The sequence below is a fragment of the Fusobacteria bacterium ZRK30 genome (assembly GCA_024628785.1).
In the GTDB taxonomy this organism is placed as follows: domain Bacteria; phylum Fusobacteriota; class Fusobacteriia; order Fusobacteriales; family Fusobacteriaceae; genus Psychrilyobacter.
The window spans coordinates 706249-731906 of record CP102405.1 but is presented as its reverse complement, the minus strand read 5'-3'; the positions used below and the strand labels follow the sequence as shown (position 1 = coordinate 731906).

The window sequence follows — 25658 nt, the reverse complement described above, 5'->3', positions numbered from 1 at the left end:
AGAACATCTTATGACTAAATTAAATAATGCCCATGAAATAATTCAATATATTAAAAACTCTACAAAATCTACCCCTGTAAAAGCCTATATTAATGGGGAATTAGAAGGGATAGATTTCCTAAACTGTAAAGTTTTTGGATGTCAAAACAGTAAAACAATCTTTGGAGAGTGGAGTGAAGTCAATGAAATTTTAACCACTAACTCTAATTTAATCAGCGATTCCCATATAGAGAGTGATAGAAGAAATTCAGCTATTCCAATGCTGGATACCAAAAATATCCATGCCAGAATCGAACCCGGGGCTGTCATCAGAGATATGGTTGAGATTGGAAACAATGCTGTCATCATGATGGGTGCAGTTATAAATATCGGTTCTAAAATCGGTGCCGGTACCATGATAGATCTAAATGTAGTCATGGGAGGGAGAGCCACTGTAGGAGAAAACTGCCACATTGGAGCAGGTGCTGTCCTGGCCGGAGTAATCGAGCCGCCTAGTGCTGATCCTGTTGTCATCGAAGATGACGTAGTTGTAGGTGCTAATGCAGTAATATTAGAAGGTATCAGAGTAGGTAAGGGAGCCGTTGTAGCTGCTGGAGCAATTGTTACAAAGAACGTCCCAGCCGGTGTTGTGGTAGCTGGAAACCCAGCTAGAATAATCAAAGATAAGGATGAAAAAACTGCCGGTAAAACTGAAATTATGGAAGATCTGAGAGTTATAAAGTAATATCATTAAAATTAATTGGAGGTCATTATGAAGATAAATCCTAAAGTAATAAATAAAGAGATCTCCCTTATCAGACAAATCTCTATAAAGAGCAGGGAGTATAAAGACGTTATCAACCTTACTGTAGGAGAGCCTGATCTGCCTATCCCTGCTGAAATAATTGAAGAAACTACTATATATATGAAAAATAATCGGATGGGATATCCTGTGTTAGGAGGATCTTTAGAGATAAGAGAAGCTATTGTCAACTTTTATAATACCAAATACGGGTCCTCCTACAAAATAGATGAAGTTATTGTCACAGCAGGTGCTACAGAGGCTATCTCTACTACTCTGAGAGCTATCTTAAATGAAGGGGATGAAGTCTTGATTCCCCTGCCATTTTATCCAGGATACCTCCCAAACATCGACTTAAATGGTGGAAAATCAGTATTTATCGATACTACTTCTGATGAATTACAGCTTACAGTGGAGACTTTAAAAAAGCATCTTACTCCTAAAACAAAGGCTCTTATCTTAAATTATCCCAACAATCCATCGGGAGTTATTTTATCTAAAAAAAACTTAGATGAAATTATGAATTTTTTAAGGGATAAAGATATATATATTATCTCCGATGAGATATACAGTGAAATTGTTTTTAACGATGACTTTATATCTGTCGGAAAGTACGATTTTCTTAAAGAAAAAGTAATATTGATCAATGGATTTTCAAAATCTCACTCTATGACCGGGTGGCGTCTGGGATATATTTTAACCTCTAAAAAGCTCAAAGACCAGCTGATAAAGGTCCATCAATATACCATCACAGCACCTTCTATCGTTTCAGAATATGGCGGATATATGGCACTTTCTAAATGTTCAGATATGTCCTCCTATACAATGGAATATAAAAAAAGGTGTGAGTATGTATACAACAGGTTAAACTCTATGGGTATAGTTACCCTTCAACCCAAAGGATCATTTTATATTTTTGGTTCTTTAAAGAATTTTAACCTTTCTTCATCTTTGGATTTTGCCTTAGATCTCCTTGAAAACAAACATGTAGCTGTAGTTCCAGGAATAGCCTTTGGGGTAGAAGGATACTTTAGAATTTCCTGTACCAGACCTGTAGAAACTTTAAAAACAGCTTTGGATAAGATAGAAGATTATATCAAAAACTATAGATCACAATAAACAATAGATATGGAATATTCTTTAGTTGAATATTATGTTTTCTCATACTATAATTTAAATATAAAACAACATAATCAAGAACAAGGGAGAATACGATATGATTAAATTTGAAAAATACCATGGTTTAGGAAATGATTTTATAATTTTTAACTATAAAGATTTGATGGCAAACAATATAAAGGAAGAAAGTTTCTCTGATCTAGCTGTAAAAGTCTGTGACAGACACACTGGAATTGGTGCTGACGGTATGATGGTTTTGGTTGAAAAAGAAGATTCGTGCCAGATGATATTTATTAATTCTGATGGAAGTATCGTATCTATGTGTGGTAATGGTATCAGGTGTTTTTCTAACTATATCTATAACAATAAAATTTTAGACGGAACTACCTACAAGGTAGAGACCCTGGCTGGATTACTCAGTTTGGACATCTCTCCCGATGAAAAGTTCAATGTAAAAGTTGATATGGGAAAACCACTTTTAGATCCTGAATCTATTCCTATGGCCACTTCTAAAGAAAAATTCATCAATGAGGAGATCGTTGCTAATGGTGAAGTTTACAAGGTTTCAGCTCTTCTTATGGGGGTTCCCCATGCTGTAATTTTCGTAGATAGTTTAGAAGATATCGATCTGGTAGAAGTTGGAAAAGCTATTGAAAACAATCCGCTTTTCCCTGAAAAAACCAATGTAAATTTTGTCCAGATTTTAGATGTAGATGAGATTCTTGTGGATACCTGGGAAAGGGGAGCCGGACATACTCTGGCATGCGGAACAGGATCTTGTGCCAGTGTTGTGATAGGGGAACTTCTGGGATACCTGAGTTCTAAAGTTATTGTCCATCTGACTTTAGGTGATCTGACTATCGAAGTAAAAGATGAGGTCTATATGACTGGCCCAAGTGAATTAGTGGCAAAAGGTGAATATAGATATAATTAAAAATTTTAAAATAAAGAAAATAAAAAACCTCCTATAAACTAAATATAGGAGGTTAAAAGGGGGGCTATAGTAATGTAGCTGCCAATTCGGCTAACTCTGATCTTTCACCTTTTTTCAATATAATATGTCCTGATATACTGACATCTCTAAATCTTTCAGCTAAATAAGTAAGGCCATTACTTCCTGTATCGAGATACGGGTTGTCTATTTGATATGGGTCACCTGTAAATACTATCTTTGTATTTTCTCCTGCCCTGGTAACTATGGTTTTTATCTCGTGAGGTGTTAAATTCTGTGCCTCATCTATGATTAAAAATCCTGCTGGAATACTCCTACCTCTTATATAAGACAGTGCTTCTATCTTTAATAATCCCAAAGCTTCCAATCCTGCTATTACCTTTTCTCCTGCTTTCTCTTCCTTGTTACTGGCCAAAAAATCTATATTATCAAAAATAGGCTGCATCCAAGGTTTTAACTTTTCCTTTTCACTTCCTGGAAGATACCCTAAGTCTTTCCCCATTGAAATTATCGGTCTGGCTATAAATAATTTCTTATATTTACTCCTCTCTACAACCAATTCCAACCCTGAAGCTACTGCTAATAAAGTCTTTCCTGTTCCTGCTTTCCCAACTAAGGTAACCACCTTGATATCCTCATCCATTAAGAGATCCAATGCAAAATTTTGCTCCTCATTTCTGCCCCGAACTCCCCAAACACTGACATCTCCATAGGTCATCCTTTCAATCCTCTTTGTCTTCTTATTATACCTGCCAAACAGAGTTTTTTCCTTGTTTTTTAAACTTACAAAACAGTTATCTGAGGGTTCCTCCGGCATAATGTCTACATACTTAATTCTTCCGGATTTCTCATATTTTTTTATAAACTCTTCATTTACTCCTATCTCCATATTTCCAGTATAGAGCTCCTCTATATCCATCTTATCACTCTTATAATCTTCTACATGGATCTCCATGGCATCTGCTTTTATCCTCATATTGATATCTTTTGAGACCAACACCACTTTCTTATCCTTATCTTTATTCTTGATATACAGTGCTATTGCCAGGATTCTATTATCCACTATATCCCTCTTTAAAGAATTAGGCAGTTCTGTGGTTTCTCCCTTGGTTTCTACTCTGAAAAATATTCCATTTTCCATCTCTACCCCTTTTGCCAGACATCCCTTAGAACGAAGATCATCTATAAACCTGGCTGCTACCCTGGCCGATGCACCTCTATTTCCACTTTCTTTTTTTAACTTGTCTATCTCCTCAATCACATAGATCGGTAAAACCACATCATTGTCTTCAAAGTTCGTCATAGCCTTAGGATCATGAATAAGTACGTTTGTGTCTAGTATATATATCTTTCTCATAGAAATCACCCCTAATTATTATATTGTAAATGTATTTTTAGTTTATTCAAGGCTCGAATCTGCAGCTGCCTGATCCTTTCTCTGGTTAGATGCAGCCTTTTTCCCAATATATCCAAGGTTAAAACTTCATTATTCAACAAACCAAACCTGTGTATTATTATCTCCCTTTCCTTAGCTCCTAATACATCCAAAGTTTTTAATAATTTTTCCCTGTCATTTTCTAATATTAAATTTTCCTCTATATAACCATTTTTATCTGCAATCATACTGTGGAGATCCCCGGTTTCTCCATAAGACTCATCTAAGGAATTAAAAGTTACATCGTTTAATTTCAGATATCTTTTTACATCCTTTACCTTTAACTCTGTTTTTGCTGCAATATCTTCTATGCTGGGTTCACATCCATATTTTGATTTATATTTTGTCATATATTTTTTTATCTTAGCTAAATTATCGTATATATATACAGGATATCTGATAACCCCCTTATTAGAGGATATATATCTCAAAATACTTTGTTTTATCCAAAAAGTGGCATAGGTAGAAAATTTTTTTCCCATGGTATAGTCAAATTTTTCGACAGCTTTCATCAACCCTATATTTCCTTCTTGAATCAAATCTTGAATGGGAATTCCTAGCTTAGTATATTTTTTAGCTATACTAACAACTAATCTTAAATTAGCTGTTATCAATCGATCTTGTGCATCTATATCCCCCTCTAATATATGTTTAGATATCTCAATTTCCTCATCTTTAGTCAGGAGGGGATAGCGACCTATTTCTTTTAAATAGTTCGAAATATTCATTTTTACCTCCTTTTTATGTATTTTATCTGTATCAACAATATACTATTTGTTATTTAAACTTCCTTTTATAATTTATAGAATTTTATTATAATTTATGATAAGATTTAATATACAAAAATAAATATGAAAACAGAGGCATTTAATATTCTTTTGGCTCTATAATTTTGTTTAAATATGAGGAGTAAGAATGAGAGTAATTGGAATAGATCCCGGAACGGCAATTGTCGGTTTTGGAATTATAGACTATATTGGAAGTAAATATAAAGTTGTAGATTATGGCTGTATATATACCTCCAAAGATCTTCCTATGGAAAAGAGGATTTCTGCTATCTACGACGAATTAGATAATATCTTAAAAAAATATTCTCCTACCCACATGGCTGTAGAGGATCTTTTTTATTTTAAAAATGCTAAAACGGTTATCTCTGTGGGACAGGCCAGAGGTGTAATAGTCCTCTGCGGGGAAAAAAATAATATTCCCCAGGTATCATTTACCCCCCTCCAGATAAAGATGGGGATAACAGGATATGGCCGGGCTGAAAAAAAACAAGTTCAATTAATGGTTCAAAGGATTTTGGGACTTTCCAAGATTCCCCAGCCAGATGACGCCGCCGATGCATTGGCTATTGCCATCACCCATATAAATTCCTTGAACAGCGGGTATGTTTTAGCTTCTAAGCCTAATATTTCTAAGATAGCTGGCATTAAAAACGGTAAAATAAGTGCAGCAGAGTATCGAAATCTATTAAACAAAAAGGATTGATTTTTATGTTTAAAAACTTGGAAAACTCATCTATGGTTTCTTATTTAAATTCCTTAGAAACTATAGCTTCTACAATTCATCAGGAAAAAAATACTGAAAAAGTTGTATTTTTTATCCTCTTAAATTTAATTGAAAAATTAGATCTAGGCTATTCAGAAGGATATTTTTTTAAATACGACAGATGGAATAGAAATTTAAAACATCTAAACTCATATTTTGATCTGAAAAAATTAAAGAAGGATGAGGTAGAATTTATCTCAACCAACTTAGAAAAAGAGATCAATTTTTATGGTACTCCCATAGAAAAAGTCTTAAAAAGCATAGAGATACAGACAAATCTAACTAAACCTGATTTTCATGAAAATTACGGGCTGCTCAATAGATTTAAAAACTTCACCATCATCCCTATAAATTATGAAAATACATACTATGGATGTTTTGTCTTAGACAGACAAACAAAGACTCCCTATGAACTCAATGTACAGGAGATGCATATTTTAGAGCTGTTTAAATATAATTTTTCACTCTATATGCACTCTAGAGAATTAGAAGATTTTGAAGCTGAGGACATCAGGTTAAAAACTGTAGGTTCCTTTGCAAATTCCATCATCCATGAACTGAGAACACCTATCTCATCTATTGTTGGTTTTGCATCTCTGGCTAAAAAGAAACTAAATGACCCGAAAAAAATTGAGCTTTATTTAGATTATATTCTCAAGGAATCCGATAAAGTCATCAAACTTTGTGAAGATATCGGCGAATACTCCAGCGAAGATGAAAATATTAAAAATAAATCAACTACTTTTTACCTTTCCTATCTTATCAGGGAAGTTCTTCAAAAGTTAAACCTGCATTTAAAGAAATCTAATATCAAAACTTATATGATTATAGAAAATGATATTGAAATTACATTTAACAGGGAAAAGGTCGTTACAGCCTTCTACCACCTGTTTAAAAATTCCATTGAAAATTGCGATTACAGTAAAAACGATCGTTTTATCACTATTAACCTTTCAGCAAACAAGAAAAACAAGATAACTATAAAGGATAATGGAATTGGCATACAAAAACACAGGATAGAAGAGGTTACCATTCCTTTTTATTCCTCTAAAATTTATGGAACCGGCTTAGGTCTTACTATAGCTAAAGAGGTCTTTACCAAATTAGGATTTAAGTTTTCCATAAAATCAGAATATTCAAAATGGACAAAAATAATATTAAAAGAGGAGTAAATTAATGAATATAGTTTTAATGGAACCAGAAATACCATACAACACAGGAAATATAGGGAGAAGTTGTGTTCTTACAAATACATCGCTGCACCTTATTAAACCCTTTGGATTCTCACTAGATGAAAAACAAATCAAGAGAGCTGGTTTAGATTACTGGCAGCATATCGACCTCCATGAATGGGATAGTTTAGATGAGTTGATGGCAGCTTATCCTGAATCTAAATTTTATTTTGCTACAACTAAGACTACTCAAAGGTATTCAGATGTTACATATAAAGAAAATGACTTTATTGTATTCGGTCCTGAATCTAGAGGAGTTCCTGTTGAGATCTTGGAAAAAAACAAGGAAACCTGTATCACTATTCCTATGATTAAGATGGGAAGATCGCTGAATCTTTCAAATTCAGCAGCTATTGTTTTATATGAATCTTTAAGGCAGATTGATTTTAACTTCGGAGAGTAATATGAAACGAATCTATATCTATATCTTAATTTTTCTTATATTTACAGGGATAATTGGAGTTATCTCATTTTTCCCCTTAAATTATTATGGAGAAATAGATAAAATATCTAAAAAATATGAGATAAACAGAGAGATTATCTATTCGGTTATTAAGGTCGAAAGTAATTTCAGAGAGGGTGTTATTTCCCATAAGGGAGCTGTTGGTCTTATGCAGATCATGCCTCCTACTGGAGAGTGGATGGCAAAAACTCATAATCTTCCCTATTCTGAAAAGATGTTATTAGATCCTGCATATAATATTAAAATCGGTACCCTCTACCTCCGTTACCTTATTAAGAGGTATGACGGGGACATTGAAAAAGTTTTAGTAGCTTACAATGCAGGTCCTTCCAGATTAAAGGATGGGTCTTGGAGAAATTTCAAAGAGACTAAAAACTATCTTATAAAATATAAGATATCTAATTTTTTTTATCGGATAAGGTTATTTTTTAAAAGATGATTTAGAAAAGTTAGATAACTTATTTCAATAAAACTAAAAAAAGGATACTAAAATTAGTATCCTTTTTAATTTTTTATTCTATTATTTTATTAACTCGATATCACTAGGAATCCATTTCTTGTCCCACCATTCCTGTTTCGGGCTATAGAGACGCAGAACTGTAAACCAACCCTTACCAGGAACTGTTTGAATCCAGTTACTCTCTTTTCCTACAGGCGGTTTAGGTCCAAAATAAATATCAGTTGAGCCGTCTTCATTGGTAATCATCTTATCCCGCTTATTATTTTTACTAGGAAATGGCTCATCAGTCTGAAGTAAAGAACGTGTCTGTGAGTCATAAACTGCTATCGACATAAAATCCCTTGCAGGTGCATCTTTAGGTAGATTTATCTTATAATTTTTAGACCCGTCTAGATGATTTCCTTTTGAATCTAGGTATCCCCAGGCATATGTTGAACCTTTATCAACTAATTTAATAGCCATCATAGGTGTATTTACTGTTGCCATATAATAAAAATGACTTCGATCATCTAAATCACGGCCACCCATCCCTTCATCTTTTAAAAATTCATGAGATTCACTTAGAAATCCTTTTTTCCAATATCTGTCTTCGAAAAGGAATCCGCCTTCATATTTTGTACTCCAAAAAATTGATCGTGCAGTACCATTTGCTACTTCAGCTGCATCTGTTAATATTTCTTTCATACGCTTATCAGGGTTAAAAGGTTTTCCTTTTTCAATACCAATAGATGCAAAAAGTCCACGGAGCTCAGGATCTAACATCTCTACCGGCTCTCTTTCTATAACAGTGTGAAGCTCTTCGTAGAACTCATAGTTATTTGCATGAATAGTGTTAAATTCCTTTCCTGATCCGCTAATAAATTCCATTGTTGGTTGATGAGAAACCTTTGAAAGAGGATAGATCTTTAGACCTTCTTTCCACATCTTAGTTGCTGCATCAGGTTTATTATCTTCAAGGAATCCACGTAAAGCAATCCAGTTTATATAACTAGGAGATTTCACTGTAAAATACCCCTCTGGAACTTCCCCTTCATAGCCTGGAGGAAGAATTAGATATTTTCCACCCTTACCTCTATCGGGCCCCGGTGCTCCCAGATCAATTACAAAACGGAATAAGGCATTGTTAACAGTTCCAGGACCAGCTCCAGCAGGGACCTCAATTACCGTTGGACCGTCTTTCTTTAGATCTAGCATTCCAAGTGCGTACACCGTACTGGTATTTCCAGTAAGAAATAGAGGAGTACTATCCATCAACTTATCAAATATAAGAACTTGATTTGCTTCTGTAGCACCGAGAGATCTATGAGCAAGTCTGATAGATTCCAATGAAGCCAATGGTATTCCATTTAAAAATGTTTCTATCCCACGAAGAAAATCAAGATTATCGTAAAGAAGATCTGAGGTTTCTTTAGTAGGAATACCATCAAAAAATTCAAGAGTACCTATCCTTGTTTCCACCTTATCTGGAGTCATAATCTTACTTGGTATTTTTGTATTATACCCAGGTGTGGGTCCCACAGTCATTTCTGTCCTTTTTTCAGTAGATACAGATGTTGATTTTTTAGCAACAGCACACGATGTCATAACTGTTATTACTAATACTGAAAATATTGCTACTTTGAGTACTTTTTTGTTTAAATTCATTTCCTTTCCTCCTTATTGTAAATATAAAAAATATTATAACTTATTCTGTTTTCTCCTTTTTCAGCTATGCGGAATTCGTTATAATAATAACTTAAACCACTTATACTTACAAACCCTATATTTCCTTTTTATTTTATTTATAGTATATAATCAAAAATAAAAGACCTCCTAACTGTAATAGTCGTACAGTCAGGAGGTCTTTATTTTATTATTTAAGGAAAGAAAGAAATGAAAAAATTATTATTTTCATTTGCTTATACTTATCAGACGTCATTTAGATAAAAAAAGTTTAAATTTTAAAAAAAAACTCTCAAGAAATTCCTGAGAGTTTAGATTTTTTAGTTTTCTTCAGCGAATACATCTTTCCCCATGCTGCATGGAGGACAAACCCAGTCTTCAGGAATATCTTCAAATTTAGTTCCAGCTTCAATTCCATTATCTACATCTCCAACTTCTGGATCATAAACATACCCACATACTTCACAAACATATTTTTTCATATTATTCCACCTCTTTATTTTTATAGTAATTTTTAGTTTCTAATTATTTCCCTTCAAAATGTCTTTCTAATAAACCTTTGAAAGCTTTTCCATGTCTAGCTTCATCTTTAGCCATTTCATGTACTGTATCATGAATTGCATCTAATCCTAATTTCTTAGCTCTTTTTGCAATTTCAAATTTACCAGATGTAGCTCCGTATTCTGCCGCTACTCTTAATCTTAAGTTTTCTTCTGTTGAATCTGTTACTACTTCTCCTAATAACTCAGCAAATTTAGCTGCATGTTCTGCCTCTTCAAATGCAATTCTCTTGTATGCTTCTGCTACTTCCGGATATCCTTCTCTATCTGCTACTCTTGACATTGCTAAGTACATCCCAACTTCTGTACATTCTCCTGCAAAGTTAGCCTTTAATCCTTCGATAATTTCTGCATCTCCACAAGCTAATCCTTCTCCTAACTTATGCTCAGTTGCCCACTCTTCAGTTGCATTTTCATCATAAGCTACGAATTTATCCTTCCCTGCCTTACATACTGGACAGACCTCAACGTTTACATCTAATATTTCTCCACATACTGTACATCTTACTTTTGCCATTTCACTTCACTCCCTATATTTTGATTTACTTTTATTTCAACTTTGTATTGATTACAAAATTATAATAACAATTTTTACATTTTAAGTCAAGGATTTTTTTTAATATATAATAATTTTTTAAAGGGTGATCTTTAACTTATAAAGTAGAGCAAGAAAATAAGACTTAAGAAAAAAATTTGAATTAACAGGATTAATTTTTTAATCTTGAAGCAAAATAATTATAAATGCTATAATATTATTATATATTAAACTATAGAACAATATGCTTTATTAGGAGGTAAAATATGTTTAAACTTGATGATTGTGTTGGATTCATCACAAACAACACCTCAAAAAGAATCGCTGATGTTTTTAATGCTAAATTAAACTCTTATGATGTGACCCGGGTACAGTGGATAGCTTTATATTTTTTAGGTACATCTGAATATATTAATCAGAGTGAGTTAGCTGAAAAAATGAATATTAAAAAATCTACAATAGTAAGACTAATTGACAGAATGGAAAAAGAAGGATATGTTCAGCGTAAAAAAGATATAAAAGACAGAAGAATCACATATATATTCTTAACTGCATTGGGTAAAAAATTGAGAAAAAAATTATTGCCTTTTGGAAAAGAGTTTAGTGATTTAATTTCTAAAGATATTTCCGATGAAGATATGAGGATTTTTAAAAATGTATTAAATAAATTGGTTGAAAATGCAGAACTTAACAAGTAAACGATTAAATCAACACTCTTATAGATATAAATTTATTTATAAAAGTGTTGATTTATTAAATATATAATGTTATTATCTACTCAAATGTAGTTGCTATACTAACTATTGTATAACTAACTATTAATAAAATATGGGGGGGGATAACAATGAAAAAAAATCCAAGACAATTATTAGATGCATTTATGGGAGGACTTCAAGATGTAGGTCAAACTAACGAAGAACATGTAAACTCTTTTATGGGCTTATTGGGAGCAGCTTATAATCCTGGAGCTCTCGACACAAAAGCTAAAGAGTTAATCAGTGTAGCCATTGGGATTTATAATCGTTGTGAATATTGTATCGTATTTCATGCCTACAAAGCTTTAGAAGCAGGGGCTAAGCGTGAAGAAATTATGGAAGCTGCAATGGTCTCAGTAGCTTTTGGTGGAGGACCCGCTATGGCATACAGTGCAACACTTTTAAAAGATTCAATCGATGAATTTGAAAATGATTTTAAATAATATTTAACAATTAGAAAAAAGGCAGATGATATTATAACTGCCTTTTCTTTATATAAACTATTCGATCGAATAGATCGATTTTTTTTAGTGGGGGAATAAAATAATGGAAATTAAACTCGAAAAACTATCTGGAGAGAGTAAAAAAGGAGATGTTGGAAAAATAAATGTAAAAATAGGAGATGAAATAAAAGCTGGAGATCTCCTGCTTCAAGTTGAATCTGAAAAAGGAAATGTTTCTATAAAATCCAATGCCAGTGGTATTATTGAAAAAATTGTAATAGATGAAGGTGACACTATTAATATAGGAGATGTTTTATTTGAGATAGATGGCGCAAAAAATGAAAAATCTACTCCTAAAACAGGGGGATTTAATTATTTTAATAGTTTGATGAAACCCCAAAAGAAAGAGGTAGAAACTGATATAACTATTATAGGAGCAGGTCCAGGTGGATATGTTGCAGCAATTTATGCCGCAAAACAGGGAAAAAAAGTAGTTCTAATTGAAAAAGAACATGTAGGAGGAACTTGTTTAAATCATGGATGTATACCTACAAAAGCACTGGTTCGTTCATCGGAAATTTATCGGAATATGAAAGAATCTGATAGTTTTGGAATTTTTGCTGAAAATGTTTCTGTTGATATGAAGAAAGTTATTAACAGGAAAGATAATATTAAAGATCAGCTTAAAAGTGGTATTGAATACCTCTTGGAAAAACATAGTATAGAAAAAATTGACGGGAAGGGTAAAATTATAGATGGGAATACTGTATTCGTAAAAACAAACAGAACAGAAACAACTATAAATACTAAAGATATAATAATCGCTACTGGATCAGAATCTTCTATTGTGCCTATTAAAGGGATCGATTCTAAAAATGTATTAACAAGCAAGGAAGCTCTGGATATGACGAATTTACCAAAAAAACTAGTAATAGTTGGTGGAGGAGTTATAGGAATGGAATTTGCTTTTATTTATGAAAGCTTTGGAGTGGAAGTTTTTGTTGTTGAATATGCAGATGAAATATTAGCTTCTTTCGACACCGATATATGTGAAGAGATAAGTAAGATTGCAGAAGAAAACGGAATTAAATTATATACCGGTTCAAAAGTTGAAGGAATTGATGAAACTGAAAACGATGAGTGTATAGTTTCCTTTGTTAAAGAAGGGAAAAATAAGTATATTTCATGTGACAAAGTCCTGGTTGCAGTTGGAAGACAACCGTACTTTGAAGGATTAGGTATTGAAGAATTAGGTATTGAAATGAATGAAAACAAAAAAGGTATCAAAGTCAATGAAAAAATGCAGACAAATCTCTCAAATATTTATGCTATAGGGGATGTTACAAACATACTGCAGTTAGCACACGTTGCTTCACATCAGGGAATTGCTGCTGTGGATAATATTTTAGGAGAAAATAAAACTATTGATTATTCCACAGTTCCAAGTGCTATTTTCACTGAACCTGAAATAGCAGTTGTAGGAATTACTGAAAAAATTGCTGCTGAAAAAGGCATAGAAATAGAAATTGGTAAATTCCCTATGTCTGCTAATGGGAAAGCATTAACATTAGGAGATGCTAAAGGTTTTGTTAAAATAATAAAAGACAAATCAACTGGAAAAATAATTGGCAGCACAATAATAGGACCCCATGCAACAGATCTACTTTCTTCTGTCACATTATGTATAAATAACGGGCTTACTACGGAGCAAATAACAGAAACGATCTTTGCACATCCAACAACTGCTGAATCAATACATGAAGCAGCATTAAATGTAGAAGGGGGGGCTATCCACTTTGCATAGTAATATTTCAACTAAAATAATATGTTCAACGTCATATAATCCATGGCATAATCTGGCTCTCGAAGAATATCTTCTGGAAAACGTTAAAAAAAATGAAATAATATTATATCTATGGCAAAATGACAATACTATTGTAGTAGGGAGAAATCAAAATCCATGGAAAGAATGCAGATGTAAAGATTTTGAAGCTGATGGAGGAAAGATCGCCAGGAGGTTATCTGGTGGAGGAACAGTTTTTCACGATCTTGGAAATTTAAATTTTACTTTTATTATGGATAAAAACCTATACAATTTAGAAAGACAATTAAGCGTGATCCTTAAAGCCGTTAAAAATCTAGGTATCGATGCTAAATTTTCAGGAAGAAATGATATATTAGTCGGTGAAAAAAAGTTTTCAGGGAATGCATTTTATGAAAAGGAAAATTCATCATACCATCACGGGACAATACTTGTAGATGCAAATATGGAAAATTTAAGTAAATATTTAAAAGTATCTAAAGAGAAAATTGCTTCTAAAGGAATTAAATCTGTTCGTTCTAGAGTAGTAAATTTAAAAACTATTAAAGATGATATAACCATTGAAAATTTAAAACAAAGTTTTATAAATAGTTTTGTAGATGTCTATAAAGGCAGATCAAATATAGAGTATATTAAAGACAGACATTCTATAGAAGATTTTTATGAAAAATATTCTTCTTGGGATTGGAAATATGGAGAAACTCCTAAGTTTGATATAAACTTTGTAAATAGATTTAGATGGGGAGAGATAGACCTCAATCTAAATTTAAAAGATGGGATAATTGATTCTTTGGCTGTTTATTCCGACGCGATGAATAGTATCTTAATTAAAGATATCCAAAGTGAGCTTTTAAAAGCACCATTTAAGATAGATACTATCTGTAAAAGACTAAATAATATCAATTGTAAAGTTGATGAGAAAAATATGATTTTTGAAATAAAGCAATGGTTAAAAACCAAAATTGGATAAAATAAAAGACCTCCCAGCTGTAATAGTCACACAGTTAGGAGGTCTTTTATTTTTATATTTTATTTTAAGGAAAGAAAGAAATGAAAAAATTATTATTTTCATTTGCTTATAACTATCAGACGTCACTTAAGCGAAAAAAGTTTAAATTTTTTTTATCTTTAAAAAAAAATTACCAAGAGTGACTTTTTTCATTCGCTTATTCTAATTTTTAATAAATATTTAGATACTGCATACTGCTGGTTTTAAGTACCATTCAACATAAAAGTTTTCACCATCATTTTCAATACAGACGACACCACCCTTTGCAAACTTAACCACACCTGCATCTTCATTGCCAGTCGTCAAATACGAAACAAGTTTTTCCATATGGGGTAGATGCCCGACATACATTGTATCATTTGATTCTAAAAAGGTAGCGAACACTTTAACACTATCTTTAGGGTCCATCCCTAACAATTTGTATATATTACCATCACCAATTTGATCTGAAAAGATCTGAGCAGTTTCCATTGCTCTTGTTTTACCACTATGACAGATTCTACTAGCACTAACTCCTATCTTTTTCAGGTAAGCTGCGACACACTCTACTTCTCTTCGTCCTTCTGCGGACAGTGGACGATTTGGATCTACCTCTTTTGCCAGAGCTATACCATGCTGCACAAAATACATACTCATTTTTAACCTCACCTCCTTGTTCAGGTATTTTTTTCAAATCTACTTTTTAGATTTAACGTTGTCAGATAAATTTATATTATTCTTCCCCAGGGAGTTTCAGAGAACAGTTTTCACGATACATCTCAAAATAATAATCACAAAAATAATTCACAAAAAGGGAAGAATTCCAATCCATATGTTCTCCATACCATGTATCATCTACTCTCTTTAATACCTCCATCTCCTTTTCGGTAGGTTCCCTTTTAAAAGCTGCATTAAATCTTTCTCTAAGTGTCATAGACCCCTCCTCCCCTTCTATAAAATATAGACCACTATAAATGAAACTAAAAAAATATTTACTTTATAAATTTTTCCATATACCAGTCATAAAAGAGTTCCCATTGGTTTGATTTTCCTCTCCCACATAGGGGTATATACAGTAGTCACCATCAAAGGCTATAAGCATATTTCCATTTCCAATAGGAATATTTCTAGGCATTTTTTCCCCCTCTTTTACTATAAACATTTAAATATTTTTTACTGGAAAAAAAGAAAAATCCTTTTTATTTCATTTTGGTTTTTTTTATAAAGAGAGGGGATATCGTCTCTTATTTTAGTATCATTTATTATTTTTTATACTTTAATCTTTAATCGTACAAAAGATAAAAAACATTTAAAATAACTAATAACTTCTAAAGAATTTATAAAGAACTATCAAAATTAAAGGGAAAAAATTAAATTTTAGTATATCTAAAATAGAACATATTACAAATATAAGGCACTTTAGAATTAAGACACTGTTAATCTAATAGGGTTTAAAGCAAGGAGGAATAACTTTGTATACAAACAAGAAATTTAACGATCTATTGGTAGGACAATATAGTCAATTATCCCAAGATATTTGGGAGTTTCTTAAAACAAGAGAAAGTTTAATCAAAATGGAAACGGCTACGTATCTAAAAAAACCTGCTGTTACTGGATTACAAAAAGATCTTATAAATAATTTTCCATTAAAAAATCATGTGAAATTAACCAGGTTTAAACAACTTATCGGTGCAATGGTAAGGGATATTTTGTTTGATCATGGCTATGTTATTCAACAACATGAAATAACAGTTAACCCTTCCGATCTATTTGTAAAGGCAACCAGATATAAAAAATCTGTCCAAGAGTAAAAAAAACATCTGGAATAGAATTAGAAAAAACAACCATTATAGGAGGAAAAGATGAAAATTGCAGTTTTTATGGGTGGAACATCAACGGAAAGGGAAGTATCATTAAAAACAGGAAATGCAGTATTAAACAGCTTAATAAAACAGGGATATGATGCATATGGAGTGGATTTAACAAGTGAAAACCTGGTTACATCATTTATTGAAAATGAATATGATATAGCATTTTTATCTCTACATGGCGGGTGTGGTGAAGACGGTAAGATCCAAGGATTCCTTGATCTTTTAGGAAAAAAATATACAGGGTCTAAAGCAGCTCCAAGTGCAGTTGCAATGGATAAAATCATAACTAAAAAGATAGCAAACGGCATAGGAATAAGAATCCCCAAGACTTATGCAAACAAAGGGGAGATAGATAAGTTTCCAGCAGTTATAAAACCGTCAAAAGAAGGGTCTAGTACGGGACTTTATATTTGTAAAAATATGGAAGATGCAGAAGCAGCTTTGGAAAAGCTATCAGGTAGAAGTGTAATAATAGAAGAATATATAAAAGGAGTGGAATTGACTGCAGGGGTTTTAAATGGAGAAGCTCTTGGAGTATTGAAGATAATTCCCCATGATGGAACATATGACTATGAATCAAAATATACAGAAGGAAAGACAGATTACGAGTATCCTGCAAAGGTCTCGGAAAAGATTTATGAAAATGCTATGAGAAACGCCAAACTTATCCATGATGAACTTAAATTAAGCGGTGCTTCTAGAAGTGACTTTATCCTATCAGATGACAAAATCTATTTTTTAGAGGTTAATACTTGTCCTGGAATGACAGAGACAAGCCTTCTTCCTAAACTTGCAAGCCTTAAGAACTATACATTTGATGATGTGGTAAAAGGATTATTACCTCAATCAGATTATAAATAAAAAACTTTAGTGTAATAGAACCAAACTATTAGGTGACTGGAAAAGTATTACAACATCTCAATACCAATTCTAAAATTTGCTAGAAAAAAGGAAAAAATACTAATTCAAGAACATATAAAAACATATTATCGTTTTGTATAAAAGGAGAAAATAATATGAAAAAATTTGTTGATGTCAGTAAAAGTGTCAAATGGGTTGGAGTCGTTGATCAAGACCTTACTAAGTTTCACGGAGAAGAATTAGATATCCCCCATGGGACTTCCTTTAACTCCTACCTGATAAGGGATGAAAAAATAGTTTTGGTTGATACTGTAATTGAAAAATTCAGTAGTGTATGGATCGAGCAGTTGAAAGAAGAGATTGATTTAAATACCATTGATTATATTGTTATGAATCATAACGAACCTGATCATAGTGGTTCTTTAAGTGCACTGATGAAGGAAATTCCTAATACACCTATCTATTGTACAGATAAGGGTGTTGAGATCATAAAGGCCTATCACAAGATAGATGCTGAATTCAGAGTTGTTAAGACCGGGGATGTTTTGGATTTAGGAAAGAAAAAATTAACATTTGTTGAGATGAAGATGTTGCACTGGCCGGATTCAATGGCATCCTATCTGAGTGAAGATAATATTCTTTTTAGCAATGATGCCTTCGGACAGCACTATGGAGCCAACGGATTATTCAATGACCAGTGTGAACAGGATATCTTAAACTATGAAGCATTAAAATATTATGCCTGCATCCTGACACCGTTCAGCCCTTTAATCAAAAGAAAAATAGATGAAATATTAAGCTTGAACTTAACAATTGATCAAATCTGTACTTCACACGGTGTAATCTGGAGAAAAGATCCCCTTCAAATTGTAGAAAAATATATGAAATGGTGTGATAGCTATAAAGAGAATCAGATATTAATCACCTATGATACCATGTGGGAAACTACTAAAAAGATGGCCGAGTCTATAGCTGACGGGATTAGAAGTGTCTCCCCTTCTACAAATATTTCATTGATTAACAGTGCCAAACACAGTGAAAGTGAGGTCCTGACAGAAATTTTTAGATCCAAAGCTGTCTTATTCGGATCACCTACTATCAACAACAGGATCCTGCCATCAATGGCTGCCCTATTAGAAGGTGTAAAAGGTCTGAACTTCAAGAATAAAAGTGTCGCAGCCTTTGGAAGTTACGGCTGGAATGCAAAAAACTTAGATATTATCAATGAAAATTTAAATTTCACCTCTTTAAAATTAGTCAATGAAGGAATAAAAGTTAATTGGAATTTAAACCATGAAAGTAAGGAACTCTGCTATAAATTCGGACAGGAATTTGCTTCAAGTTTAATCGATTAAAAATGAATAGCAATCTTAGATAAATTTTAGAAATTTCTTTGAAAGAATAGAGAGTTTTATCTTTTCTTGACAAACTTTTTTTTATGGAGTATTCTTTAGCAAATAAAAAATTTCAAAGGAGAACAAAGCCATGACTAAAAGATTTATATCCTCCCAAAATTCTAAATGCCATAAAAAATATCATATGCTTTTTGAATTTTTGATGTAAATCTATATCTGCAATACCACTTTAATTTTATTGAATTTAAAGCCGTAGATTGAATATATCTAGGGCTTTTTTTATTTACCCAAAAGGAGGATACACAATGAAAGGATTAAAAATGAACGATGAAAAACTTTGGAAAGCAATCCAAAAAGAGGAAGAACGTCAGGAATATGGTTTGGAGTTAATAGCTTCTGAAAATTTTGTCTCAGAGGCTGTAATGGAGGCCGCAGGAAGTGTAATGACAAACAAATATGCTGAAGGTTATTCTGGAAAAAGATATTATGGGGGATGCCAATTTGTAGATGTAGCCGAGGACCTTGCCATAGAAAGAGCTGGAGAACTATTCGGGGCAAAATATGTAAATGTCCAGCCCCATTCAGGTTCCCAGGCAAATATGGCTGTATACAGAGGACTTATAAAACATGGAGATATCATCTTGGGAATGAAATTAGACCACGGCGGACACTTAACCCACGGTAAAAATGTCAACTTTTCAGGACAAGACTACAAGGTTTATTCTTATGGGGTAGATCGTGACACAGAGATGATAGATTATAAAAAAGTAGAAGAGATGGCTCTGGAGGTAAACCCTCGTATAATTGTAGCCGGAGCCAGTGCATATTCCCGTACCATAGATTTTAAGAGATTCAGGGAAATTGCAGACATGGTAGGAGCTTACCTAATGGTAGATATGGCACATATTGCAGGTCTTGTAGCTACAGGAGAGCACCCTTCTCCTATCCCTCATGCCCATGTTGTTACCACTACTACTCACAAAACTTTGAGAGGTCCCAGGGGAGGAATGATCCTGACTAACGATGAGGAGATAATAAAAAAGGTCAATAAAGTTATCTTCCCTGGAATTCAAGGTGGTCCTCTCATGCACATCATCGCTGCAAAAGCTGCGGCTTTCAATGAGGCCTTAGGTATCGAGTTCAAAGAATATCAAAAACAGGTAGTAATAAATGCTCATACTTTATCTGAGGAACTGAAAAAAGGAGGTTTAAGAATTGTAAGCGGAGGAACCGATAACCATATGATATTGGTCGATCTTACTAATAAAAATCTTACCGGGAAAGAAGCTGAGAAGATCCTTGAAGAGGCAAATATCACGGTAAATAAAAACGGGATTCCATACGATACTAAAAGCCCATTTGTAACCAGCGGTATCAGGATCGGAACTCCTGCCCTTACAACCAGAGGGATGAAAGAAGGAGAGATGAAAGAAGTCGCTGCCTTAATTCTAAAATCTTTAAACAACGGCGATTCTCCTAAAATATTAGAAACTATAAAAAATGAGGTTGCAGAACTCTGTAAAAAATTTCCCCTTTATAGAGTTTAATAGTTTTTAGTAATAACGTTTTAGAATTTTTTATTTAAAATCCAAGGAATATAACAGTATAAATAGAATATACTTATGTAATAAAAAATTAGGAGTGATACTATGTTTAGATTCTATAGTTTTGATGGGTTGTAACAACTTAAGAGGCCTCCTCCCAAATAATTCTAATGAATATTTGAAAAAAATAATTATTGATTATGAATAGGAGGAATAAAATGAATATAGATGAAAAGGAACAATTTGAAAGATATCTTTTAGATATCGAGAAAGAATTTAGAGGGTGGAGTTTTAATTATTTAACACATTATGGACGAATGAAAGAGTTTCCACTAAGCTGGAATTATTATAATGAAATAATTGACTACTGCACTGGTGTACCTTCTCTTTTAGATATGGGAACCGGCGGCGGTGAATTCTTGTCTTCATTAACTTTTTTACCTAAAGATACCTGTGCTACAGAAGGGTATGAACCAAATATTGAAGAAGCCAGGAAACGACTGGAGCCTATTGGAATAACTGTTTTCCCTGTAGAGGAAGATACAGCACTTCCTATCCCTTCAGAAAGGTTTGATTTGATAATCAACCGCCATGAATCTTTCTCCCCTCTTGAAGTTATGAGGATTTTAAAACCAGAAGGATATTTTATAACCCAGCAGGTTGGGGGATTAAATGATATTGATTTGAACCTGCTCTTAGGAGCGGATTCAAATCAATATGAAGATTGGAGCTTAGATAAATCCTCTGAAGCCCTGAGATCATGTGGTTTTGAATTGAAAAAACTAAAGGAAGATAAAGTAAAAACAAGATTTTATGATATCGGTGCAATAGTATACTATCTAAAGGCAATTCCTTGGCAGATCCCTGATTTCAGTGTAGATAAGTACTATAAACAATTATTTCATATACATGGGTTTATCAGGAAACAGGGATATATAGATCTGATTTGTCATCGTTTCTTTATCATTGCCCAAAAAAGATAAAAGATCTAAAAAAGTATCCTATCAGTTAAATACTCCAAAAACAAATTAAAGGAGATCAATTAACTGATTAGTATAAATGAACAAACAAATTTTAAAGGTGGTGTAATTATGTTTAGTAAATGGAACCAATTAAGTTTAGTAAAAAGAATAATTGTCGGTTTAATCGTTGGTATTATCTTATCAATCGCTGCACCAGTGGCAGCTGCACCAGTTGGATTATTAGGATCATTATTTGTAGGAGCACTAAAAGCAGTAGCACCTATCTTAGTATTTTTCTTAGTAATGTCAGCAGTATCGCAGCATAAACCTGGTCAAAAAACAAATATGAAATCAGTTATCAGTCTTTACCTTATCGGAACATTCTTAGCCGGTGTAGTTGCAGTAGTAGGAAGTTTCATATTCCCGGTAACTATCGCTTTAGGAAAAGGAGTAGAAAATGTATCTCCTCCAAGTGGTGTAAGTGAAGTATTAAAAACATTATTAATGAACGTTGTAGACAATCCAATCAATGCATTATCAAATGCTAACTATATCGGAATCTTAGTTTGGGCATTATTATTAGGAGTAGCATTAAAGCATGCACCAGCTTCTACTAAAACAATGATCACAGATTTCTCAAACGCTTTATCTCAAGTTGTAAGATGGGTTATTCATTTAGCACCATTCGGTATCATGGGATTAGTATTCAACTCAATCGCAACTAGTGGATTAGGTTCATTATTAGCTTACGGTAAATTATTAGGATTATTATTAGGAGCTATGGCATTTATGGCACTTGTAGTAAATCCAACTATTGCATTTGTTATGATGAGACAAAATCCTTATCCATTAGTATTTAGATGTCTAAAGCAAAGTGGACTTACAGCTTTCTTCACTAGAAGTTCGGCTGCTAACATCCCGGTAAATATGGAATTATGTGAGGAATTAGGATTAGACAAAGACATGTATTCAGTATCTATTCCTTTAGGAGCTACAATAAACATGGCAGGAGCAGCTATCACAATATCTGTATTAACTCTTGCAGCAGTACATACATTAGGTATCCAGGTAGACTTCGGAACTGCTCTTATCTTAAGTATCTTATCAGCTGTCAGTGCTTGTGGAGCATCTGGTGTAGCAGGTGGATCATTACTTCTTATCCCATTAGCTTGTAGTTTATTTGGTATCCCAAATGAAGTAGCAATGCAGGTTGTTGGAGTAGGATTCGTAATCGGAGTAATTCAGGATTCAGTAGAAACTGGTCTTAACTCTTCAACAGACGCATTATTTACAGCTGTAGCTGAATTTGCTGAATGGAGAAAAGCAGGAAAGAAAATTGTTATCAATAAAGAAATTAACCTGTAAAAATTAATGAACCCCCTCAGAAATTTCTGAGGGGGTTTTTATTATAATTTCATTATTAATATTACTTTCAAACATATTTTTACAATCTCTTAGAATTATAACTTCTTCAATAATTAGAGAAGGTTTCCCAATTTTGAGAGCCTTTCTCTATTAAGATTAAACGATATATAAAACTTAGGATATTTTATCCATATCTGTTAATCAAAGTGATTTAAATACCTTTTCGGCAAACTCTTTTGCAGCTTTTACTGTAAATTTATTTTGAAAATATTTCTTCCCATCAATATCCCGAACAGCTAATTTTCCTATATATTCTAAATTTGAGTGTTTTGAATATCTCTTCAGCCCCTCCTCAAAGACTCCGGCTCCCTCTTGGATTTCATAGCCGCATGTGGTAACCAATGCACACTTTTTCCCTTCCCAAAGGCAGGGACCTTTAGAATCCCCATAGTATTTATTCATACCATAAACCAGTCTGTCCATAACTGCCTTCATAGGCGGCGTGCAATACCATGAATAGATAGGTGTTGCAAATATAATACAATCGGAATTTAAAACAGCTTCATATATTATATTCATATCATCATCCTTTGGACAGCCAGGCTCTTCAAAAATATTTTGACACGTCCAGCATGCTGTACAAGGCTCTATATGTTTATCTTTAAGTGTTATATAGTCAATCTCTGCTCCAAGCTGCTTTAATTCATCTACAAAAGGTTCTAGTAACAATCTGGTGTTACTGCTGCTTCTTAAACTTCCAAACAAAATACATATCCTCATGATTCCCCCCAGTTCTTCATCATCTTTTTTTGATTCTGAAATTAAATTTTTTAGAGAGAATCTGTCATGAGTTGAGATAATCTCTATCATATCTAGAATACCTCTACTTTTTCTGGAAGTCAACTTTATATAATTCCCCCTTATTTCTCGTAAACTTTCTATATGAAAATTTTATTTCGGCAACTTTTATTTTTTTGCCCACCATTTCCCTCTAAAAATCATTAAAATATATGATATAATTTAAATAATTATCAATTTGGCTGTAAGCCATAAAGGAGTGAATTATGAACAAAAGAATAGCCACTATGTCGATATTTGTTGAAAACAGAGATAGTATAGCCAGTATAAATAGTATATTAATGGACTTTTCAGACATTATAATCTCTAGAATGGGAATCCCCTACAGAGAAGCAGGCATTTCTGTTATTGTGTTGATTTTAGAAACAGATAATGATAAAATAGGGTCACTATCAGGTAAAATGGGTAATCTTAAAGGTGTGTCTGTAAAGACTGCTACCAAGAAATAACCTAATTTATCCTAATTACAAGGAGATTTATTAAATTTCTAAGTAAAAGGGAGATGATTGAAGATCATTTTTTCTTTTAGATTATATGATTTTCATATCAATCTTCAAATTATTAAATTTTGGAGGTATAAGATGAATAACTTAGCATGGAAAGAGGAGGTTAAAGAGGAAAGTTTTATTAATTCTGATTTAATCGAATCTCTATTATTAACTAATCCTACAGATGAAGATTTTTATAGGGTTATGGAAAAGGCTAAAAAAGGTGAAAGACTTAGTTTGGAAGAAACAACTGTTCTTTTAAATACCGAAGATCAGGATAAGATCGATGAGATGTTTGCACTGGCAAAACATATCAAAGAGGATGTTTATGGAAATAGAGTAGTGTTATTTGCTCCCCTATATCTAGGAAATAAATGTACTAACTCTTGTACATACTGTGGGTTCAATGTTCATAACCAGCAAATGACCAGAAAAACATTATCCCTGGATGAATTGGGACAAGAGATAGAAGCTCTTGTAGATGAAGGACACAAGAGAATTATCCAGGTATATGGTACTCATCCTGACTATTCTCCTGAATATATCAGAGATACTGTAAATAAAACTTATTCTGTAAAAAAAGGTAATGGAGAGATCAGACGTGTCAATATAAATGCAGCTCCTCAGACTATTGAGGATTTTAAAATTATAAAGGAATCAGAGATTGGAACATATCAAATATTCCAAGAAACATACCATGAGCCGTCTTATGCAATGGTTCATCCAAAGGGAGAAAAATCTAACTTTAAGTGGAGATTATTTGGTCTGTCCCGTGCTATGAAAGCAGGTATAGACGATGTAGGTATTGGAGCATTATTTGGTATCTATAAGTGGAAATTCGAAGTTTTAGGATTGATGCAGCATGTGGAACATTTAGAAGATAATTTTGGTGTAGGACCCCATACAATATCATTTCCCAGGTTAAATGAAGCTTCCGGAGTCAACCATGATGATAAATACCTGATCAATGATATGGAATTAAAGAGAATTATAGCTATCCTTAGACTGGCAGTTCCTTATACAGGACTTATCCTTACAGCCCGTGAAAATGCTGAATTAAGACGTGAATGTATGGAACTTGGAGTATCTCAAATCGATGCCGGTACTCAGATAGAGTTACAGGGATATTCTAATAAGAAAAATAAATGTCAGCAGGACTTAGATAAGGAACAGTTTAAGATTGGTGATTCCAGAGATCTCGATGATATCTTAAGAGAACTTATGAAAAATGGATTTACTCCTTCATTCTGTACAGCCTGTTATAGACTTGGCCGTACCGGGGAACACTTTATGGAATTTTCAAAACCTGGATTTATCCATAATTTCTGTACTCCTAATGCTATCCTGACTTTAGCTGAATATCTTGAAGATTATGCCAGTGAAGAGACTAAAAAAGTAGGGTATAATCTAATCGATTCCAGCGTCGATACATCTAGATTAACTGAAGAAACTAAAGCTTCTCTAAAGGTAAAATTAGAGGAGATAAAAAATAGTAAGAGAGATCTATATTACTAATAAGTATATATAATTTTTAAACCCAACCTTTAAACAGGTTGGGTTTTTTAGTTTTTATGGTACAATCAAAAATAGATACAT

General features: G+C 33.1%; 28 protein-coding genes. 19 read left to right on the top strand and 9 right to left on the bottom strand.

The features are described 5' to 3' along the window. Nucleotides 1–10: 10 nt before the first annotated feature. The 3 genes from dapD (at nt 11) to dapF (ending at nt 2834) form a co-directional block, all read left to right on the top strand. Entirely contained in the window at nt 11–724 is a 714-nt protein-coding gene (dapD, locus tag NRK67_08655) for a 2,3,4,5-tetrahydropyridine-2,6-dicarboxylate N-acetyltransferase (GenBank protein ID UUV19482.1), read from the top strand. A 27-nt stretch (nt 725–751) separates the two neighbouring features. After that, nucleotides 752–1900 (top strand): aminotransferase class I/II-fold pyridoxal phosphate-dependent enzyme, encoded by a 1149-nt coding sequence (locus NRK67_08650; GenBank protein ID UUV19481.1) that lies wholly within the window; start codon nt 752–754, stop codon nt 1898–1900. A 97-nt stretch (nt 1901–1997) separates the two neighbouring features. After that, nucleotides 1998–2834 carry a diaminopimelate epimerase gene (gene dapF, locus NRK67_08645; protein ID UUV19480.1) on the top strand — a complete coding sequence of 279 codons (837 nt, stop codon included), beginning with the start codon at nt 1998–2000 and terminating at the stop codon, nt 2832–2834. A gap of 64 nt (nt 2835–2898) precedes the next feature. On the opposite strand, the gene NRK67_08640 is transcribed toward dapF, so the two are convergent. Then, on the bottom strand, nt 2899–4209 hold the full coding sequence (locus tag NRK67_08640; protein UUV19479.1) for a PhoH family protein: 1311 nt from the start codon (nt 4207–4209) through the stop codon (nt 2899–2901). 11 nt (nt 4210–4220) lie between these two features. After that, the gene (locus NRK67_08635; protein UUV19478.1) at nt 4221–5015 is read right to left on the bottom strand and encodes a sigma-70 family RNA polymerase sigma factor; all 795 of its coding nucleotides are present in this window, start codon (nt 5013–5015) and stop codon (nt 4221–4223) included. A 187-nt stretch (nt 5016–5202) separates the two neighbouring features. Here NRK67_08635 and ruvC point away from each other — a divergent pair, with 187 nt between their 5' ends. The 4 genes from ruvC to NRK67_08615 are packed head-to-tail and all read left to right on the top strand — an operon-like array spanning nt 5203 to nt 7972. Beyond that, the gene (ruvC, locus tag NRK67_08630; protein ID UUV19477.1) at nt 5203–5778 is read left to right on the top strand and encodes a crossover junction endodeoxyribonuclease RuvC; all 576 of its coding nucleotides are present in this window, start codon (nt 5203–5205) and stop codon (nt 5776–5778) included. A 5-nt stretch (nt 5779–5783) separates the two neighbouring features. Further along, nucleotides 5784–7010, top strand: coding sequence for a HAMP domain-containing histidine kinase (locus tag NRK67_08625; GenBank protein ID UUV19476.1), 1227 nt, complete (start codon nt 5784–5786; stop codon nt 7008–7010). A gap of 4 nt (nt 7011–7014) precedes the next feature. Next, complete coding sequence (locus NRK67_08620; protein ID UUV19475.1) at nt 7015–7473, top strand: tRNA (cytidine(34)-2'-O)-methyltransferase; 459 nt, start codon at nt 7015–7017, stop codon at nt 7471–7473. Between the two features lies 1 nt (nt 7474). Then, entirely contained in the window at nt 7475–7972 is a 498-nt protein-coding gene (locus NRK67_08615) for a lytic transglycosylase domain-containing protein (protein ID UUV19474.1), read from the top strand. An 81-nt stretch (nt 7973–8053) separates the two neighbouring features. Here NRK67_08615 and NRK67_08610 read toward each other — a convergent pair whose 3' ends face one another. The 3 genes from NRK67_08610 to NRK67_08600 all read right to left on the bottom strand — a co-directional run bounded on the left by NRK67_08610 (nt 8054) and on the right by NRK67_08600 (nt 10732). Continuing rightward, complete coding sequence (locus NRK67_08610) at nt 8054–9637, bottom strand: DUF1254 domain-containing protein (protein ID UUV19473.1); 1584 nt, start codon at nt 9635–9637, stop codon at nt 8054–8056. 338 nt (nt 9638–9975) lie between these two features. Further along, nucleotides 9976–10137, bottom strand: a complete 162-nt coding sequence (locus NRK67_08605; GenBank protein UUV19472.1) for a rubredoxin — start codon at nt 10135–10137, stop codon at nt 9976–9978. 43 nt (nt 10138–10180) lie between these two features. Beyond that, a complete protein-coding gene (locus NRK67_08600) occupies nt 10181–10732 on the bottom strand; it encodes an NADH peroxidase (GenBank protein UUV19471.1) in 552 nt (183 codons plus the stop codon). Nucleotides 10733–11016: 284 nt separating this feature from the next. On the opposite strand from NRK67_08600, the gene NRK67_08595 reads away from it, so the two are divergent. The 4 genes from NRK67_08595 (at nt 11017) to NRK67_08580 (ending at nt 14740) form a co-directional block, all read left to right on the top strand. Continuing rightward, nucleotides 11017–11448, top strand: a complete 432-nt coding sequence (locus tag NRK67_08595; protein UUV19470.1) for a MarR family transcriptional regulator — start codon at nt 11017–11019, stop codon at nt 11446–11448. Nucleotides 11449–11594: 146 nt separating this feature from the next. After that, nucleotides 11595–11948 carry a carboxymuconolactone decarboxylase family protein gene (locus tag NRK67_08590; protein ID UUV19469.1) on the top strand — a complete coding sequence of 118 codons (354 nt, stop codon included), beginning with the start codon at nt 11595–11597 and terminating at the stop codon, nt 11946–11948. Between the two features lie 103 nt (nt 11949–12051). Further along, nucleotides 12052–13752: a dihydrolipoyl dehydrogenase gene (gene lpdA, locus NRK67_08585; GenBank protein UUV19468.1), complete on the top strand. Its 1701-nt coding sequence runs from the start codon at nt 12052–12054 to the stop codon at nt 13750–13752. Further along, entirely contained in the window at nt 13745–14740 is a 996-nt protein-coding gene (locus tag NRK67_08580) for a lipoate--protein ligase (GenBank protein ID UUV19467.1), read from the top strand. Before lpdA ends, NRK67_08580 begins: the two co-directional genes overlap by 8 nt. Nucleotides 14741–14959: 219 nt before the next feature. On the opposite strand, the gene sixA is transcribed toward NRK67_08580, so the two are convergent. From sixA to NRK67_08565, 3 genes are all read right to left on the bottom strand, one after another. Next, entirely contained in the window at nt 14960–15415 is a 456-nt protein-coding gene (sixA, locus tag NRK67_08575) for a phosphohistidine phosphatase SixA (GenBank protein UUV19466.1), read from the bottom strand. A gap of 76 nt (nt 15416–15491) precedes the next feature. Next, entirely contained in the window at nt 15492–15692 is a 201-nt protein-coding gene (locus NRK67_08570; protein UUV19465.1) for a hypothetical protein, read from the bottom strand. A 63-nt stretch (nt 15693–15755) separates the two neighbouring features. Further along, nucleotides 15756–15893: a hypothetical protein gene (locus tag NRK67_08565; GenBank protein UUV19464.1), complete on the bottom strand. Its 138-nt coding sequence runs from the start codon at nt 15891–15893 to the stop codon at nt 15756–15758. Nucleotides 15894–16230: 337 nt separating this feature from the next. Here NRK67_08565 and NRK67_08560 point away from each other — a divergent pair, with 337 nt between their 5' ends. The 6 genes from NRK67_08560 (at nt 16231) to sstT (ending at nt 22716) form a co-directional block, all read left to right on the top strand. Beyond that, a complete protein-coding gene (locus NRK67_08560) occupies nt 16231–16569 on the top strand; it encodes a hypothetical protein (GenBank protein ID UUV19463.1) in 339 nt (112 codons plus the stop codon). 51 nt (nt 16570–16620) lie between these two features. Next, the gene (locus NRK67_08555) at nt 16621–17490 is read left to right on the top strand and encodes a D-alanine--D-alanine ligase (protein ID UUV19462.1); all 870 of its coding nucleotides are present in this window, start codon (nt 16621–16623) and stop codon (nt 17488–17490) included. Between the two features lie 155 nt (nt 17491–17645). Beyond that, nucleotides 17646–18845 carry an MBL fold metallo-hydrolase gene (locus NRK67_08550; protein UUV19461.1) on the top strand — a complete coding sequence of 400 codons (1200 nt, stop codon included), beginning with the start codon at nt 17646–17648 and terminating at the stop codon, nt 18843–18845. A 305-nt stretch (nt 18846–19150) separates the two neighbouring features. Then, entirely contained in the window at nt 19151–20392 is a 1242-nt protein-coding gene (locus tag NRK67_08545; protein UUV19460.1) for a serine hydroxymethyltransferase, read from the top strand. Nucleotides 20393–20607: 215 nt separating this feature from the next. Next, nucleotides 20608–21372, top strand: coding sequence for a class I SAM-dependent methyltransferase (locus NRK67_08540; GenBank protein UUV19459.1), 765 nt, complete (start codon nt 20608–20610; stop codon nt 21370–21372). 108 nt (nt 21373–21480) lie between these two features. Then, entirely contained in the window at nt 21481–22716 is a 1236-nt protein-coding gene (sstT, locus tag NRK67_08535; protein UUV19458.1) for a serine/threonine transporter SstT, read from the top strand. A 201-nt stretch (nt 22717–22917) separates the two neighbouring features. On the opposite strand, the gene NRK67_08530 is transcribed toward sstT, so the two are convergent. After that, a complete protein-coding gene (locus NRK67_08530; protein UUV19910.1) occupies nt 22918–23496 on the bottom strand; it encodes a flavodoxin family protein in 579 nt (192 codons plus the stop codon). A gap of 284 nt (nt 23497–23780) precedes the next feature. Between NRK67_08530 and NRK67_08525 the strand changes: the two genes are divergently transcribed. Continuing rightward, complete coding sequence (locus tag NRK67_08525; protein ID UUV19457.1) at nt 23781–24023, top strand: iron-only hydrogenase system regulator; 243 nt, start codon at nt 23781–23783, stop codon at nt 24021–24023. Between the two features lie 132 nt (nt 24024–24155). After that, complete coding sequence (hydG, locus tag NRK67_08520) at nt 24156–25577, top strand: [FeFe] hydrogenase H-cluster radical SAM maturase HydG (GenBank protein UUV19456.1); 1422 nt, start codon at nt 24156–24158, stop codon at nt 25575–25577. The last annotated feature ends 81 nt before the right edge of the window (nt 25578–25658 follow it).